This window comes from Gammaproteobacteria bacterium (assembly GCA_033344735.1).
Taxonomy (GTDB): Bacteria; Pseudomonadota; Gammaproteobacteria; order UBA4575; family UBA4575; genus UBA1858.
The window spans coordinates 846,377-862,295 of record JAWPMW010000001.1 but is presented as its reverse complement, the minus strand read 5'-3'; the positions used below and the strand labels follow the sequence as shown (position 1 = coordinate 862,295).

Sequence of the window (15,919 nt, the reverse complement as noted above, 5' to 3'; positions counted from 1 at the left end):
AGAGGAGTTATTTCATGGCTGAATTTACACTTCCAGCAAACTCGGTAGTTAAAAAAGGCAAAATTTTTGAGGCACCAGCTGCGGCCAATAATACAAAGCGATTTAAAGTTTATCGTTATAACCCTGACGACGGTCAAAACCCGCGAGTAGACATCTATGACATTGATTTAGATACCTGCGGTCCAATGGTGCTAGATGCACTGATTAAAATTAAAAATGAAATTGACCCAACACTAACTTTCAGACGTTCTTGTCGTGAAGGTATCTGTGGTTCATGTTCAATGAATATTGATGGTATGAATACACTAGCATGCATTAAAGCCATTGATGAAATTAAAGGTGATGTAAATGTATACCCTTTGCCACATATGGATGTGGTGAAAGATTTAGTCCCAGACTTGACTAATTTTTATGCCCAGTATGCTTCTATTCAGCCGTGGATGCAGACTGACACTCCACCTCCGCCTGACCGTGAGCGTCTTCAGTCTAAAGAAGATCGTGAAAAGCTAGAAGGGTTAGAAGAATGTATTTTATGTGCATGCTGTTCAACTAGTTGTCCTAGTTACTGGTGGAATAGTGATCGCTATTTAGGTCCTGCTGCATTATTAGCTGCTTATCGTTGGATTGCGGACAGTCGTGATGAATCAACTGGAGAGCGATTAGATGAACTGGAAGATCCGTTCAAGCTATATCGTTGTCATACCATCATGAATTGCACCAATGCATGTCCTAAAAATTTAAATCCGGCTAAAGCGATTGCAGAAATTAAGAAATTGATCGTCAAGCGACGTAACTAGTCTTATGTCAGGCGCTCCTGACCTATCTAAACTACGCTGGCGTTGTAGACGTGGAACAAAAGAGCTCGATACGTTGACAACACGTTATCTTGAGCATTTCTATTCAAGTGCTTCACAACACGAACAAAGTGCGTTCGCGCAACTACTGACGCTACAAGACCCTGAGTTACATGAGATACTCACTCGGGATAAACAAGTAAACGATCCTCATATCACTGCTATCGTGGGTAAAATTCATTCAATTTGATTCAATCTTTTGAAATTAAACCCTCACGTTATGTGGCTGCATACATTTTTATAGTCCATGCATTTACAATATTTTGTGCGCTTAGCTTTGAAATGCCGGCTTTCATTTGTCTAAGTTTAGTGATAGCTATCTTTGCATCAATGGTATGGCAGATTTTCACCTGGGCTCGCAGCCATTATTTCCTAAAATATGAACCCAAAGTTCAATGCTGGAGTATTTCATCGGATAAGCATCAATGGCGACGCTATAATTCAGTAACGTATATCTCTCTCAATAACTCATTTGTTTGGCTAATTCTGCGTGCATCGGATGGTGCCAGCACAAGTGTGATAATTGGAGTAGATTCGATGCCTACTGAAAGATATTTTCAATTACGCCGATGTATAATTTGTCCAGGAATATTTAACTAATTAGTTATTCACTTAAAGAACAATGAAAATCAACTATGCGATGCTCGAATAATTTCGCGAGAATTCCTCACCCGGACCCAAATACATTTGCCGGTTTGATGGAAGTCTATGAAAATAATTACATAAAACTCAGAAGGTTATGTGGTAATTTTAATGCATTGAATGAATATAGTTACTCGCGAGTAAACAATGCTCTAGATTTGCATTTACAAGTAGTAGAACGGACTAAGTACACCATCACATTAAATCTCACCTACCGATTTACTGATAAGAAAACCAATCAGATTAAAGAATTACCTAACTTACTGATAAAAGTATATTTTGACGCCATGCAGGCAGAAGTGCTGCACCGTGAATCCAAGAAATCATTAGTCACTCAGGCTAAACCTAGCCGTTTAAGTAATAAATGGAAAGATAATCGGTTCTTATATAAGTGGTTAAGCTTTTGTATAGCACAGGGCCATGTCTTTGACGCAGAAATGAGTCGAATTAATTGTATATAAATTATACAATTAATCCATTAATGTACCGTAATATAGACCATTTATTGGTTATTCAATGGATCATTTATATGGCGCTAAATGGATACTATTTTAGCGAAATTAAAATATATCTAAATTTAATGAAACCAGATACGAAAATTACACACTAATAACATAGTTGTAGGAATAAATTTCTAGGTAGAAAGGTGGTCAAAATGAAGTTATCAACAAAAGCGCGTCATGCTATTACTGCAATGATGGATCTTGCGCTCAATGATAAGGTGCGACCCGTTACATTGGCTGAAATTTCTCAAAGCCAAGGGATATCGTTGTCTTATTTAGAACAGCTATTTGCTAAATTGCGTAAGAGTGGATTAGTGATTGGTGTACGTGGACCAGGAGGCGGATATAAATTGTCTCGTGTGCCGAGTGAGATCAGTGTTGCTCAAATTATTTCGTCTATAGATGAGTACCGTCCAAATACAAACCAGCAAGTATCAGCTGAGCCTAATTTAGAAAAGAAATATGTCACTCATGTGCTCTGGGAAGAGTTAAGTGAGAAAATTTACGATTTTCTAAATGGTATTACTTTGGCAGAATTTGCTAATCGCCCAGAATTTCTTGAAGCGGGGGTCAGAACAAGATGGATCTGTAGGAGATGATGCTGGGAATCATTATCCTGATCGTTCAGCTGCATAGTAATCATTTTAATTTATTTTAAAAAGCCCTTTTTTAAGGGCTTTTTTTATTGTCTAGAGTTATTATTTGACAGATCATTCCAGTAATATTTAGAATATATTGTCTGTATTTATTGCATCGTTTTAGTTAGATAAACTAATTATCAAATGGGTAGAAATAAACAATTTGAACTTAATCAGGTGCTTGATTGTGCGATGCGAGAATTTTGGCGTAAGGGTTATAGCGCAACATCAATTCCAAGGTTAGAGACTGAGATGGGTATTAGTCGGCAGAGCCTCTACGATACGTTTAAAAGTAAACGTGATTTATTCCTAAGCGTGCTTGAGCACTACCATAAAAACATCATCGTAAAAAACTTTTCGTTAATCGAAAATTCTTCTTCGCCAAAAGATGGAATTTGTAAGTATTTTCATGCACGAGCAAAAGATGCTTTAAAGAATTCTGATATACAGGGTTGTTTGGTAACTAATTCGATTGCTGAATTAGCCCAGCATGATAACCAAGTTAGAACACAAGTTAATATTACGCTTCAGCATATGAGGTCCGTATTCAGAAATGCATTGGCACGTTCACAAAAAATTAATGAAATATCAACTCAATTGGATATTGATACTACGGCTGATTTTCTTCTTAATAATGCGCAAGGATTGTTCATTATGAGTCGAATGAATGTCGATAAATCTTCAGTAAATGGGATAGTGTTACAAATAGAAAGTTTATTAAAAAAATAATCACTAAACAGTAGGAGAAATTCAAATGAAACAAGAAGTCAGCGTAGATGGCCTTAAATTAAATATAAACATAGAAGAGTGTGGAAGTGGGGATGAAACATTATTAATGGTGCATGGTATACCTACTAACGCACGCCTATGGCGACATGTGCAAGAAAATCTAAAAGATAAATATCGCACGTTAGCAATGGATATGGTTGGTTACGGCCAATCAGATATGCCATTAAACGAGTTCAAGCATTCCTTTATGAATCAAGCTGAGGCAATTAAAGGAGTGATTGAAGGCTTGGGGCTAAAAGGAAAAGTCATACTTGTTGCTCACGATCATGGTGGTGGTGTTGCTCAGGTTTTTGCGACTAAATATTGTGATTATATTTCTCGACTAGTATTAATTAATCCAGTTTGTTTTGATCAATGGCCAGTGTGTGAAGTTGAAGCGCTAGCTGGCTTAGATGGTGCGCCTGACGAGGTATTACAAATGGCAATGGCGCAGGCAGTTGCAGGATTTCCAGCATTGATGCGTATGGGTAGTTATGATGGATCGCCATTCACAGATAAAAATTGCAAACAAAATTATTTGCAGTTCTGGGGAAGAGGGCCAGGAATGACAGGCTTTAAGTCATTAATTCGTATTTCAGCAGATCCGCAAAATTCAGATACTGATGTTGATCATAGTAAAATTACTTGTCCTACTATGGTTATGTGGGGCGTGAATGATAATTTCATGTCAGCAACAGCAGCAGAAAAATTAAAAGAAAGAATATCAGGTCCAACTCGAGTGCAATACATTGAGCGAGCAGGCCATTGGGTACAAGAAGATCGACCTGATGAGGTCGCAAAATATATTAATGACTTTGTGACTGAGTGGAAGGGAGTTAATTTATAATTTTCTTATTTGTAAATTAGTCGCGAAGTAACCACCTAATCATATCGCGTTCTTTGATTAATTCTTTTTCAGAGAGCGCGATCATCTCTTTTGAAAATTCATCTAAATCTAAATTAGTAATTGTGTGATATTCACGATTATTGCAATGTGTAGGGAATGAATACATTAATTCGCTAGTGACATCATAACTCCCTGTTGAATAGGTACCCATGCTTACCCAGCTATCACCATCTGAGCCTAATACCCAATCACGCATATGATCAATCGCTGCTGATGCTGCTGATGCTGCTGATGATGCACCACGGGCTTCAATAATTTCTGCACCACGTTTTTGTACGCGTTCAATAAATTCATTTTTATACCAATTCATGTCTATTAAATCATAAGCTTTTTTGTCATTGATCGTGCAATGTTGTAAATCAGGAAATTGAGTAGTGGAGTGGTTTCCCCATACAGTCACATTGTTTACAACAGATGAATGTACGCCTACTTTTTCAGATAGCATGCTAATAGTCCGATTGTGGTCTAAACGCATCATTGAGGTAATTTGGTTGGACTGTAAATTTGGTGCATTATGCAACGCAATTAACGCATTTGTATTGGCAGGATTGCCGACCACTAAAACGCGGACATCTTTAGCTGCATTTTCACTAATCGCTTTTCCGGTCGGTTTAAATATTGCGCCATTTGCACTTAATAAATCTTGTCTTTCCATACCTTTGCCTCTTGGTCTAGAGCCAATTAGGAAAATGTAATCAGCATCACCAAAACCGGTTGAGAAATCTGCAGTGGCGACTATTTTATTTAATGTAGGAAACGCACAATCATTTAGTTCCATTACTACACCGGTCAATGCAGGTAACACTGGTTCTATTTCAATTAAGTGTAAGTTAACAGGTTGGTCTGGGCCAAATAGATTGCCTGCTGCTATGCGAAATGCTATCGCGTACCCTATGTTCCCTCCGGCACCTGTAATAGCTACAGTAACTGGTTTTTTCATAATGAACTCACACGTAATAATTTGATCGCTAATAATAGCGAAACACACTTGCTATGTCACAGAGATTTATGTGGTCGTGCTAAGTAATCATGAGATCGCATTTCAAGTAAGCGACTTATTGTGCGTTGAAATTCGAAAGACAATCTTTTCCCTTTGTATAATTCATGAACACTTGTCTCGGCGGAAATAATCACTTTCACGTTACGGTCATAAAATTCATCGATTGCAGTAATGAAACGGCGTGCAAGATCATCATTATTAGTTAACACAGGGGTTTCTGAAATTAATACAGTATTAAAGCAACGTCCAATTTCAATATAATCTGCAGCACTGCGTGGACCATCACATAAATCTGCAAAATATAACCACACAGCACCGTCTGCACAACGGATTGATTGAATTTCTCTTCCTTCTATATACAAGCATTCATTCTCTATACCAGGTTCAGGAGATACATGCATAAAGTTGTTCAGCATAATTTCATACGCATTTTCATCTAGTGGATGATGATATATATCCGCGTGCTCTAAATATTCTAATCGATGGTCGGTTTTGCCTCCCAATTCGATTATGCTTGTATTTTGCTTAATCAGTTCAATAGCAGGTAGAAATTTTTGTCTTTGTAATCCATTTTTATATAAATTTTTAGGGTGACAATTACTGGTTGTAACTAATACGATACCTTGAGAGAAAAATGCATCTAATAATCCGGCGAGAATCATTGCGTCACCGATATCAGAAACGAATAACTCATCTAGACAAATAATATCAGTCCGATTTTTGAAGCTCTCTGCAACAATTTTTAAAGGTTCTTCTTCATTATTGATGTCTCGAAGTTGATGATGGATTTCTTGCATGAAACGATGAAAGTGTAAGCGCAGTTTTTTATCTAGAGGTAAGCAATCGTAAAATATATCCATTAAATAAGTTTTACCTCGTCCTACAGAGCCCCATATATATAAACCTTGTTTATTATGATTCTGCTTTCCTGTGCGATGGAAAATACCAGTTAATTTGTTGACAATAGATTCTTCACGAATTGTGTTTTGCTGCGTAACTTGTGAGTGTAAAGCTTCGAGCCGATCAACAACTCTCATCTGCATCTTGTCATAACTCAATTCGTTGGCATCAAGTGCCGCTTGGTATCGTTTTTTTGGCATAAAGAGCGTCAGTGAACAGTAAGAATTCTTTTCTCTGTAAGTCTAAGTTAAATCAATATTTGATAAAATATGACTAAATTTCAGTGAGTTCCAAAGGTTGTTTTTGGCAATAATTGCCATAATCGGCAAAAATTTGCCACATTTTGTAGCAGTTAAATTGTTAATTTATAGTTTAAATCATAAGGTGAGTTAATAAATCCTTGATTATAAAGAGTTTATACTTATTGGCATTATAAATGCTTTTATATTTAGTGAGCCTCACAACATCAATCAGAATTTATTTGATTGCCATGTTGTTATTCTCGACTCCTCCTGGTTAGGGCACTCGGTTATGGGTGCCCTATTTTTTTACCTGAAGCAACCAATTCCGTAAAGTATCAAACTGTTAGTTTAACTCTTATCTTTGCATGAGTTTCACCATACAATTGCGTCAGATTTCTTATTTTATCTCTATAAAGTCTTATAACTCATTGGATTATAATTAAATAATGAGCAATGGTCCGTTAATGATAGATCTTCAGGGGACTGAAATTAGTCCTCAAGAACGGCAATGGCTATCCCATTCTGCTGTTGGAGGAGTAATTCTGTTTACTAGGAATTATCAAGATAAAGAGCAACTAACATCATTAGTGAGTGATCTTCACTCAATAAAGAAGCCTAAGTTATTAATTGCGGTAGATCAGGAAGGAGGACGCGTACAGCGATTTCGTGAAGGATTTACTGCGTTTCCACCAATGAGATGTTTAGGTGAGGTCTACGATAAAGATCCAAAAGGAGGTTTACTATTAAGTGAAAGTCTAGCATGTAAGTTAGCTACTGAACTACGTGAAATCGGGATTGATTTTACATTTGCACCAATATTGGATCTAGATACCGGAGAAAGCTTGGTAATAGGTGACCGGGCATTTCATCACGATATTGATGCTGTCAGTGCTTTGGCAAGTAAATTCATGTTGGGCCTGCGTAAAGGTGGTATGGAATCGGTGGGTAAACACTTTCCTGGTCATGGTACCGTCATTGCGGACTCACACTTCGAATGTCCTGTCGATTATCGTTATGAAAATGATCTGCAATTGGCAGATATGGTTCCATTTCAACGTTTAGTTGATCATGGGATAGCCGGAATAATGTCTGCACATGTGGTGTATGAGCATGTGGACAAGAATCCTGCAAGTTTTTCAAAATATTGGTTAACTCGTGTACTTCGAGATCGACTAAAATTTGAAGGCGTTATTTTCAGTGATGACTTGTCTATGAAAGGAGCTCATGTAATCGGTGACATCCAAGTACGTTTGCAAGCTGCTTTAGATGCTGGTTCGGATATGGTATTGATTTGCAATAGCCCTGGAGATATTCCTCCTGCGCTTGATCATCTCGATAATTACAATAATCCTAGTTCCCAATTACGTTTGGCTCGCTTTCATGGTAAAACACCTGAGCCGTTGACTAATGCGCAGCAAGCATCACTTGATGAGTTTATTGCTGCATATCAAACCAACAAAAGTATGTCTTTAAATTTATAGTAGAAATAATGTTATGCAGGACTTATTAGAAGGTATAAAAAATATCATTGCAAATGACTTGATTGATACATGGATCTATGAAGTCTTTGCGGTTGTACTTGTTGTATTGATATTAGCATTTATTGCTAGAAGAGTACTCACGAAGTTGGCTGGTAAGACAGCAGCAACATACAATCCTTGGGATGATGCCTTGGTCAATGCTGTGCGTAGGCCGTTACGTTATACGATTATTATTTTGGGAATTTCTTATGCAGCTCAAATTGCAGGTGCACAAACTGATGCGGAAATTTTTAAATACATAAATCCAATCCGCTATACATTAATTACAGCGATGATATCGTGGGCGCTGATTTCATTTGTAGCAAGATTGGAAAATGCAACTATTAAGCAAAAACTTCAAACAGGACAGCAAGTAGATAAAACATCGATACATGCTATAGGAAAATTAATCAGAGTTGCAATTTTCATCACTACAGCATTAGTTATTTTGCAAACATTAGGTTTTAGTGTGTCAGGAGTTTTGGCGTTTGGCGGAATTGGTGGTATTGCTATAGGTTTTGCCGCTAAAGATTTATTGTCTAATTTCTTTGGTGGCTTAATGATTTATTTGGATCGCCCATTTACTGTAGGCGATTGGATTCGTTCTCCAGATAGACAAATTGAAGGTACTGTAGAGTCTATTGGATGGCGTCTCACTGTAATACGAACATTTGATAAGCGCCCTTTATATGTCCCAAATTCTATTTTTGCAACCATAGCAGTCGAAAACCCTTCACGTATGTCACATCGACGTATTTATGAAACCATCGGCTTGCGTTACGATGATGTCACTCAAATGAATCGCATTGTTGAAGATGTCAAAGCTATGCTTAAAGCGCATGAAGAAATAGATCAAATGCAAACTATGATTGTTAACTTTAATGCATTTAATGAATCATCTGTCGACTTCTTTATATACACATTTACTAAGACTACAAATTGGGTTCATTTTCATGAGGTTAAGCAAGATGTATTGTTGAAGATTTCGGATATTGTTGTAGAGAATGGGGCGGAAATGGCATTCCCCACTACCACAATGTTTTTGCAGCAAGGTCAGCTTGATAATAATAAAGGCTAAATACTAATGGCGATTCTGTCCTTCCAACAACTGCAAGAAGTTAAAGAAAATTCTGATTTAGTTTTTAGTGCTAGTCAAATTAAGGCAGCAGTAGAAAAGATGGGATTGGAGTTAGAGTCGAAAATACATAACAAAAATGCAATTCTTATTTGTGTCATGAATGGTGGCATCATCATAACATCTGATTTGCTGCGGAGTATGGATTGTGATCTGCGCCTAGATTATCTGCAGGTGGCTCGCTATCGTGATAAAACAGTGGGTGGTAGTTTGCATTGGTTGAAAGAACCACAGTTATCATTAGAAAATCAAACCGTGGTATTAGTTGATGATATATATGATGAAGGTTATACCATGGAGGAACTTGTTTCATATTGTAAAAAGCATGGTGCTAGTGAAGTAATTACAGCAGTGTTATTGCTAAAGAAAAAAATAACTCCCCAAGTTGATCTTAAGCCTGATATTTTTGGCTTAGAAGTGAATGATAGATATGTATATGGATATGGGATGGATTATAAAGGCTGCTTGCGTAATGTACCCGCTATCTATGCAATCTCAGAATAATCATTGGGCAAATAAAATATGCAAGACATAGCTATCATTGGTGGAACAGGGCTGGCATCATTTCCGGGATTGAAAATTATCCGTAAAGAAGTGGTGCGTACGCCTTTTGGCGCACCTTCTGGGCCGATAACTTTTGGTGATTATTGTGGTAAGCAGATAATATTTTTGCCTAGACATGGTTCACGCCACACTATACCCCCTCATATGGTGAATTATCGCGCGAATATATGGGCATTACATGATAAAAACGTTAAGCATATTGTTGCGGTGGCTGCTGTCGGCGGTATTCATGCTGATATAAATCCAACTAGAATAGTGATTCCTGAGCAGATTATTGACTACACTTACGGACGTTCACATACATACTTTGAAAAAGACCTAAGCCAAGTTATGCATATAGATTTTTCAAATCCCTACGATTCTGTATTACGCGAAAACTTAATTAAAGCCGCGAAATTAGCTAATGTGGATGTGTTTAAAGGTGGTGTTTACGGAGCTACGCAAGGGCCGCGTTTAGAAACTGCAGCTGAAGTGAATAAATTAGAACGTGATGGTTGTGATGTTGTTGGTATGACCGGTATGCCAGAAGCTGCATTAGCCAGAGAATTAGAAATGGGTTATGCGCATTGCGCGATGTCTGTTAACTGGGCTGCAGGACGTAGCGAAGAATTGATAACGCTAGAGTCAATTCGTGAATGTACTGAAGTGGGTATGGAAAAAGTCCGTACCTTATTAGCTAAATTAATGGAAATTATTTAGCTGGAAAAATTTACTGGTCTTCATCTATTGGAGTTGCTTCAACTATAATGCCAACAAAAGGATGATCTATATAATGTAGCTCGCGACTACGCATGCGACGATGAGATTTCACAGAGTAGTCCACTAATGCATGGTTTCTATCAAGAGCATCGCTTATTTCATTTGGAATTGTTCTTGGTAATCGGTAAACAAGGTCGGTATATAAATGTATGTATCGTGTGATGACAATATTAATTGTTCCATCAAGTTCAATGACTTTTGAGTTTTCTGTGTTATTTCTTGAGGTATCGCTAAACTCAATTTGACGGTAAGCGTGCTCGGGATATTGTTGTGTGAAATCTCGCCCAGCTTGTATTGAAATGGGTTGTGAATCTTTTTTTTCTACTGCTGGTTGCCGCCAAGCAAGATGTTTGAGGATGCGATAGTTACTAGAACGATTTAGTTTAGTAGCGACGTCATTAAGGATGTAATCATCTTCTGGAATTGGTCGCCAAGCTGAATCAGAATCTACAGTAGTTAAATCTAATCCATTTGTAGGCACAGGAATAACATGATTGAAGTTAAATTGCTCAGCGCTTTGTTGAATTCCATTTTTATTGGTAAATAAAATCACTTCAATAGCATAATCTTTTGCACATAGAAACGAAGCAGATAAACTAGTAATCGCCAAGGTGGTACAGACTAATAGTGTTTTAAATTTCATGCGGCTTCCTTGAATGCAATTGTATTAATAATGTTGCGAACATATTCGATTCTATTTTCTATAGTTGTCAGATTTACTGTAAATAGTAATTTTTCACTACCCGACATTTTAAATACAGATGATTGTCTTTGTAGGAGCAATAATAGCTGATCAATATCTATTTTTGGGTTTTTGTCGAATATGATTCGACCACCATCCTCATGTGCTTCAATCTTGTTTATACCCAGACTACCAGCAAATAGTTTAAGTTCCGTAGTTAATATAAGATTTTTGGCTGATTTTGGAAGCAAGCCAAAGCGGTCAATAAGCTCTGTTTGCAATTCTTTTAATTCATCCTCGTTAGCAGCACTAGCAATACGTTTATATAATACTAAGCGCATATGCACATCAGGAACGTAATCATTAGGTAAAAGGGCTGGCTCACCTAAATCGACTTCTAAGCCATGATCTAACGGACGATCAAGTTGTGGTAAATCACCAGATTTTAGAGCCTGTACCGCACGCGAAAGTAACTCATTGTACATGGTGTAACCAATCTCATGAATTTGCCCACTTTGGTCTTCGCCTAATAACTCACCAGCACCGCGAATTTCTAAATCATGCGTAGCGAGAGTAAATCCAACTCCAAGCTCTTCAAGTGACTCAATCGCATCTAAACGTTTGATTGCGTCTGCAGACATTGCCTTTCTATTAGGCGTAATTAAATAAGCATAGGCACGATGGTGTGACCGGCCGACACGACCACGTAACTGATGTAGTTGTGATAAACCAAGTTTATCTGCCCGGTTAATTACAATTGTATTAGCGCTAGGAACATCTAACCCACTTTCGATAATAGTAGTAGCAACCAATATGCTGAAGCGGGTGTGGTAAAAATCTAGCATTACCTGTTCAAGTTCACGTTCCGACATTTGACCATGAGCAAATCGAATTGAAGCATTGGGTAGTAATTCTTGTAATTCTTTGGTGACCTTTTCTATGGTTTTTACTTCATTGTGTAAGAAGTAAATCTGTCCGCCTCGTTTGATTTCACGTATACAGGCTTCTTTAATGTTTGCATCATTCCATTCAGAGACAAATGTTTTAATCGCATGGCGATGATTAGGTGGTGTAGCAATAATTGATAAATCTCTTAATCCACTTAAGGACATATTTAATGTGCGTGGAATAGGGGTAGCAGTTAGCGTTAATATATCAGCTTCGGCGCGTAATGATTTTAACTTCTCTTTATGGCGTACCCCAAAGCGTTGTTCTTCATCTATGATAATAAGACCAAGATTTTTATATTTTATTTCTGTGTTAAAAAGTTTATGGGTGCCAATTACAATATCAATTTTTCCATTTTTCAATGACTCAATGGTCTCTTTTTGTTTTTTTGTTGAATTGAATCTAGATAATGACTCAATTTGAATTGGCCACTCAGCGAACCTATCTAGAAATGTTTGGTAGTGTTGTTGAGCTAGAAGAGTGGTTGGTACTAATACTGCAACTTGTTTTCCATTGTTAACCGCAATGAACGCAGCTCGCATAGCAACTTCTGTTTTTCCAAAGCCAACATCTCCACATACAACTCGATCCATTGGTTTTGTAGAATTCATATCATCTAAGACGTTTTCAATGGCTGTTTGTTGATCTGGTGTTTCTTCAAATGCAAAACTAGATGAAAAAGTTACATAGTCATGCATTGTGATATCGTAGTGGATACCTTGTTTAGCTTCTCGGCGTGCGTAGACATCTAAAAGCTCAGCAGCAACATCGCGCGCTTTTTCTGCTGCTCTTTGTTTTACTTTAGACCATAAATCTGAACCTAATTTATGCCATGGCGCGCTTTCATTATCAGCACCTGTGTAACGGCTTACTAGGTGTAAGTTAGCAACAGGTACATAGAGCTTGTCACCGCCCATGTATTCTATTGTTAGGAACTCAGTTTCTAAGCCTTGAATGTCTAGCGATTGTAATCCTTTATAACGTCCAACACCGTGATCTTCATGGACAACTGGAGCATCCTCGGTAAGGTCATTTAAGTTGCGAACAATAGCATCGGCATCACGTGTCCTTTTTCGCTTGCTAGCTTGTCTAACACGATTACCAAATAATTGGCGTTCAGCAATTATTGTCACGCCATGTTCAGGTAAATCTACAGAGTCATCTATAGGGGCAACTAATAAATTGATTGAATCACTGCTGTTGGTGAATTCATGCCAGTTTTCCTGGATAGTAGGCTTGATGCCCAGGCTGCGCAACGTTTCATTAACATACTCACGGCGACCTAATGATTCTGCTGCGAAAACGATGCTTCTATCTTTAGATTGAATAAATTGACGTAATTGCATCGCGGGGTCTTCCAGACGTGAATCTATATTAATTGCAGGTAGTGTTGAACTTGGATAATTCGTAAAAATATCATCTTGGGTATTTTGATATTTATTGCTGTTTAACTGTACACGCAAAAACTGTTCAATATTTTTTTTGGTCTCGTCTGCTGAAAGATATATTTCTTTGGGAGTGAGAATAGGGCGTTCTATATCATGACGGCGTTGCTCATAACGGCTGAATAATTCCAATTCAAATTCTTCTGCATTCTCTAATGCATTTTCATGCAAGATAAATAATGTATTTTTCGGTAAGTAATCAAATAGTGTATATACCTTATCGAAAAATAGAGGTAAGTAATATTCTATTCCGGGAGGGAAATTTCCATTACTGACTTCTTTATAAATTATACTTTTATTAGGGTCGCCTTCAATTTTTTCTCGATAACGACGACGGAATTCCTTAATTGCTTGCTCGTCACTTGGAAATTCATGGGCGGGTAATAAACTTATTTCTTCTAACTTTTTTAACGAAGTTTGTTTCTCTGGATCAAAAGTGCGAATTGTCTCGACTTCGTCATCAAATAATTCCAAACGATATGGGTGATTGGATCCCATCGGGAAGAAATCAACGATGGATCCACGCACTGTAAACTCACCGCGAGTAACCACTTGTGAGACGTGATGGTATCCTGTAGCAGTTAAAGATGTGCGTAAATTATCTAATCCTAGAACATCGCCAAGTTTTATATGTAAAGAAATTTCGGCAATAAAATCTTTCGGTGCGACACGCTGCATGCACGTAGTGATAGGTAAAACTAATACTCCATGTGTTAATTGTGGCAATTTATGCAGTGTAGTTATTCTGTCAGAAATAATATCTTCATGTGGGGAAAAAATATCATATGGTAGAGTTTCCCATTCTGGAAATGTTAAGAACTCTGTTTGATCTTGGTTGAAGAATTTTGTTTCATTATAAGTGATGGAGCTAGATAAAGAATCGGCGGTCAATACAACAACTAATCCATCATGTTGGCTGATAGCATCATTAATTATTAAACCACGTGCACATCCATACAGTTGACCCCAATATTTAATTGGTTGCTTGTTGTGGGGTAGTGATGCTTTGAGGTAATTCACGAAACAATTTTAACTAAAAATGTCAGACAAATAAAAAGCGGAGCATGTAGCTCCGCTTTTTATTGATTGTACTTTAGGTGATTGATTAGGCAAACATATCAGCAACGATGTTATCGTACCAACTGTATGCATATTGCACTTCGCGTTGTAATGCATCAGCACTTGCATCGCTTGGTGTTAGGCCGCCAGCTACTTTAGCTATCTTTGAGCGATCTTCTGCAAGTCTATAAACAGCTGCTACCGAAATACCGTAATCTGGAGCCACTAAGCTGTAGCAAGTATTTACATATGAAGGGTCAGCCATATCATGATCATTTAGTGAAGCAACAATGGCTGCAGCACATACTTTAGCTTGTGAGTTAGCAGCATAGCCAGATTTAGGCATGCCAGTCGCAATGCTTGCATCACCAATTACATGTACACCAGCATGAATTGTGGACTCGAATGTGCCTAAATCAACAGGGCACCAACCAGAATCATTTGTTAACCCTGCCGTAATTGCAATAGTGCCTGCAGATTGAGGGGGAATTAAGTTAACAACATCAGCTTTATATTCATCAAAGTCGGTCGATACGGTCATGCTGCTTGGATCAACAGAAGTAATACCGCCGCCAGTATCTGCTGCAGGTATCCAGTCTATCATGCCATCGTAGCGAGCTTTCCAACCTTGAGTGAATAAACCTTGTTTTGAGAATTTGTCTTTAGCATCTAACACTAAAATCTTGGATTTGGGTTTATTGTGTTTTAAGTAATGCGCAACCTGGCAAACACGCTCATATGGACCAGGAGGACAACGGAAAGGATTAGCTGGGGGAGCAATTATCACTACTCCACCATCTTTCATTGATTCTATCTGCTTGCGAAGTAGTGTAGTTTGACCACCAGCTTTCCATGCATGTGGCATAATTTCTGAAGCGGCTTCGTCGTAACCTTCAACTGCGCCCCATTTGAATGAGATTCCAGGAGATACAACTAAGCGGTCATAGGCGAATGAATCTCCACTCTCAGTTTTAACCATCTTGCCATCAATATCTACATCAGTTGCTTTGCTATGGACGACATTAATGCCATGTTTGTTCAGACCTTCATAAGTATGACGGATTGTTTCAATTTTTCTGCCACCGCCGATTACTTCATTACTCATGAAGCAAGTATGGTAATCCTTGTTGGTTTCTATCAGTGTGACATCAATTGAACTGTCAGCTTTCCTTATGTACTTAGCAGCAATTGCGCCACCAGCACCACCACCAATAACAACAACTTTTTTAGTTGCGCCAACGGCTATATTTGGAATACTAATGCCTGCAGTTCCAGCAACTATGGAACCACCGCCTAATTTAATAAAATCTCTACGATTTAACTTTTTCATATTGGGCTTCTCCGTTCCTATTA

The 15,919-nt window shown here is 37.9% G+C and carries 15 protein-coding genes; 10 read left to right on the top strand and 5 right to left on the bottom strand.

All coding sequences use genetic code 11. The features are described 5' to 3' along the window. Window positions 1–14 precede the first annotated feature (14 nt). The 6 genes from R8G33_04510 (at window position 15) to R8G33_04485 (ending at window position 4,252) form a co-directional block, all read left to right on the top strand. Window positions 15–797 (top strand): succinate dehydrogenase iron-sulfur subunit, encoded by a 783-nt coding sequence (locus R8G33_04510; GenBank protein MDW3094918.1) that lies wholly within the window; start codon window positions 15–17, stop codon window positions 795–797. 4 nt (window positions 798–801) lie between these two features. Further along, a complete protein-coding gene (locus tag R8G33_04505; GenBank protein ID MDW3094917.1) occupies window positions 802–1,044 on the top strand; it encodes a succinate dehydrogenase assembly factor 2 in 243 nt (80 codons plus the stop codon). Between the two features lie 445 nt (window positions 1,045–1,489). Next, complete coding sequence (locus R8G33_04500; protein ID MDW3094916.1) at window positions 1,490–1,957, top strand: DUF1249 domain-containing protein; 468 nt, start codon at window positions 1,490–1,492, stop codon at window positions 1,955–1,957. A 194-nt stretch (window positions 1,958–2,151) separates the two neighbouring features. Continuing rightward, a complete protein-coding gene (locus R8G33_04495) occupies window positions 2,152–2,598 on the top strand; it encodes an Rrf2 family transcriptional regulator (protein MDW3094915.1) in 447 nt (148 codons plus the stop codon). Window positions 2,599–2,781: 183 nt separating this feature from the next. Then, a complete protein-coding gene (locus R8G33_04490) occupies window positions 2,782–3,366 on the top strand; it encodes a TetR/AcrR family transcriptional regulator (GenBank protein ID MDW3094914.1) in 585 nt (194 codons plus the stop codon). Window positions 3,367–3,391: 25 nt separating this feature from the next. Further along, window positions 3,392–4,252 (top strand): alpha/beta hydrolase, encoded by an 861-nt coding sequence (locus R8G33_04485; protein ID MDW3094913.1) that lies wholly within the window; start codon window positions 3,392–3,394, stop codon window positions 4,250–4,252. A 16-nt stretch (window positions 4,253–4,268) separates the two neighbouring features. On the opposite strand, the gene R8G33_04480 is transcribed toward R8G33_04485, so the two are convergent. Next, window positions 4,269–5,252, bottom strand: a complete 984-nt coding sequence (locus tag R8G33_04480; GenBank protein ID MDW3094912.1) for a malate dehydrogenase — start codon at window positions 5,250–5,252, stop codon at window positions 4,269–4,271. Between the two features lie 56 nt (window positions 5,253–5,308). Then, complete coding sequence (gene zapE / locus R8G33_04475; GenBank protein MDW3094911.1) at window positions 5,309–6,412, bottom strand: cell division protein ZapE; 1,104 nt, start codon at window positions 6,410–6,412, stop codon at window positions 5,309–5,311. Between the two features lie 488 nt (window positions 6,413–6,900). Here zapE and nagZ point away from each other — a divergent pair, with 488 nt between their 5' ends. From nagZ to R8G33_04455, 4 genes are read left to right on the top strand one after another with little or no spacing between them, the layout of a single operon-like run. Continuing rightward, window positions 6,901–7,935: a beta-N-acetylhexosaminidase gene (gene nagZ / locus R8G33_04470; GenBank protein ID MDW3094910.1), complete on the top strand. Its 1,035-nt coding sequence runs from the start codon at window positions 6,901–6,903 to the stop codon at window positions 7,933–7,935. A gap of 13 nt (window positions 7,936–7,948) precedes the next feature. Then, window positions 7,949–9,052, top strand: a complete 1,104-nt coding sequence (locus R8G33_04465) for a mechanosensitive ion channel family protein (GenBank protein ID MDW3094909.1) — start codon at window positions 7,949–7,951, stop codon at window positions 9,050–9,052. Window positions 9,053–9,058: 6 nt separating this feature from the next. Next, window positions 9,059–9,613, top strand: a complete 555-nt coding sequence (locus R8G33_04460; protein MDW3094908.1) for a hypoxanthine-guanine phosphoribosyltransferase — start codon at window positions 9,059–9,061, stop codon at window positions 9,611–9,613. Window positions 9,614–9,631: 18 nt separating this feature from the next. Beyond that, a complete protein-coding gene (locus R8G33_04455) occupies window positions 9,632–10,372 on the top strand; it encodes an S-methyl-5'-thioinosine phosphorylase (protein MDW3094907.1) in 741 nt (246 codons plus the stop codon). A 10-nt stretch (window positions 10,373–10,382) separates the two neighbouring features. On the opposite strand, the gene R8G33_04450 is transcribed toward R8G33_04455, so the two are convergent. The 3 genes from R8G33_04450 to R8G33_04440 all read right to left on the bottom strand — a co-directional run bounded on the left by R8G33_04450 (window position 10,383) and on the right by R8G33_04440 (window position 15,896). Then, window positions 10,383–11,075 (bottom strand): CsiV family protein, encoded by a 693-nt coding sequence (locus tag R8G33_04450; protein ID MDW3094906.1) that lies wholly within the window; start codon window positions 11,073–11,075, stop codon window positions 10,383–10,385. After that, window positions 11,072–14,527, bottom strand: coding sequence for a transcription-repair coupling factor (gene mfd / locus R8G33_04445; protein ID MDW3094905.1), 3,456 nt, complete (start codon window positions 14,525–14,527; stop codon window positions 11,072–11,074). Before mfd ends, R8G33_04450 begins: the two co-directional genes overlap by 4 nt. A gap of 85 nt (window positions 14,528–14,612) precedes the next feature. Beyond that, window positions 14,613–15,896, bottom strand: coding sequence for an FCSD flavin-binding domain-containing protein (locus R8G33_04440; protein ID MDW3094904.1), 1,284 nt, complete (start codon window positions 15,894–15,896; stop codon window positions 14,613–14,615). Window positions 15,897–15,919 lie beyond the last annotated feature (23 nt).